Origin of the sequence: Exiguobacterium sp. s16 (assembly GCF_018618115.1) — a bacterium.
Classification (GTDB): Bacteria; Bacillota; Bacilli; order Exiguobacteriales; family Exiguobacteriaceae; genus Exiguobacterium; species Exiguobacterium mexicanum_A.
In genome coordinates this window covers 1-1228 of record NZ_JACSLM010000022.1, presented here as the reverse complement: position 1 = coordinate 1228, position 1228 = coordinate 1, and the positions used below count along the sequence as shown (strand labels likewise).

The 1228-nt window shown below is 53.2% G+C and carries 1 protein-coding gene; it reads right to left on the bottom strand.

Going from position 1 to position 1228, the window contains the following annotated elements:
• Positions 1-538 precede the first annotated feature (538 nt).
• Positions 539-994: a JAB domain-containing protein gene (locus tag KNP86_RS15495; RefSeq protein WP_035385670.1), complete on the bottom strand. Its 456-nt coding sequence runs from the start codon at positions 992-994 to the stop codon at positions 539-541.
• Between the last annotated feature and the right edge of the window lie 234 nt (positions 995-1228).

Below are 1228 nucleotides of genomic sequence, written 5' to 3'. Positions count from 1 at the left end.
CCAAGCTGTGTTAAATGATATTGCAAAAAAATGAGCGACCACCCTCAGGCAATCGCACGTCATCTTTCACCAACATTGCGTAAGAACCACATTTGTATTGCAAAATACAGTCGAAGCAATACCTCCGTCATCTCGTCCATCGTCTGTTGATCTAGTTGGTAACTGTCCATCTGAATCTTCCTCTCCTGTTGATAGCCTCATGATACCTCGCATCCAAGCAGACAACATCTCGCCTAATTTCACGTAAGCCCTAGGGCTTGTTTAGAAAACATGCTCATTTTCAATAAACAAACCGTGTTTTCACTTCTGTCATTTCATCAAATAGTCTTCTTACGAGACAGACCAAAACAACGTCCAACCTTCACACACGAACCATCGCGTTTTCGTCATGCGAAAACGACCCTTTTCCGGATCCCGCTCTATGGATCCAGGCGAGAGCAACGCGAGTCGCCCATCCAGTCAAAGAAAAACGTACGTTTTTCTTCCTTGTCCTTACCGGACGGACCGGGACCGGTCCCCCGGCCCCACTCCATTCCGTTCAACCCATGTAACCTCGCTGTTTCATGCTGACGTACGACTCGTCCGCTCCGAGGATGAGATGGTCGAGCACCGGGATGCCGATGAGGTCCCCCGCCTCATGTAACCGTTCGGAGACGAGGATGTCCTCCCGGCTCGGCGTCGGGTCCCCGCTCGGGTGCTGATGACAGACGATGAGGCACGAGGCGTTGTTCAAGATGGCGCATTTGAAGACCTCCCGTGGGTGGACGACACTCGAGTTGACGCTCCCGACGTGTGCCCGGTGGACGCCGATGACCCGGTTCTTTGTGTTGAGCATGATGACGAGGAACACTTCACGGTCGTCGTCCCCGATGAACGAGGAACCGATTTGTCGGGCACTGTCCGGTGATTGGATGATGGCGTGCTCGAGAGCGACCATCTCCTCGCGAATCTCTTGTTTGATACGAATGACCTCGATGATGGATGTAAGTTCCATGATGGTTTGTCCCCTTTCGGATAAGCCGAGCTCAGAACGAACACCGTTGTGCGTCCTGTTGACGTGAACGAAGCGAGCGTCGGGAGACGGTGCAAGGGCGACCGCAGGGAGAGCCTCAAAAAAATGCGTAGAGCAAACGGAGGGACAGGCTTCCGTAGCCAACGAGCGAAAAGCCTCGCTTTGAGCCTAAAGCGAAGGAAGACGGGCCGGAGGGCGCGTCATTTTTTTGACGTC

Bases quoted from the DNA above. Each gene is read 5' to 3' on its own strand.
- KNP86_RS15495 (WP_035385670.1), bottom strand. From the start codon at position 994: ATGGAACTTACATCCATCATCGAGGTCATTCGTATCAAACAAGAGATT.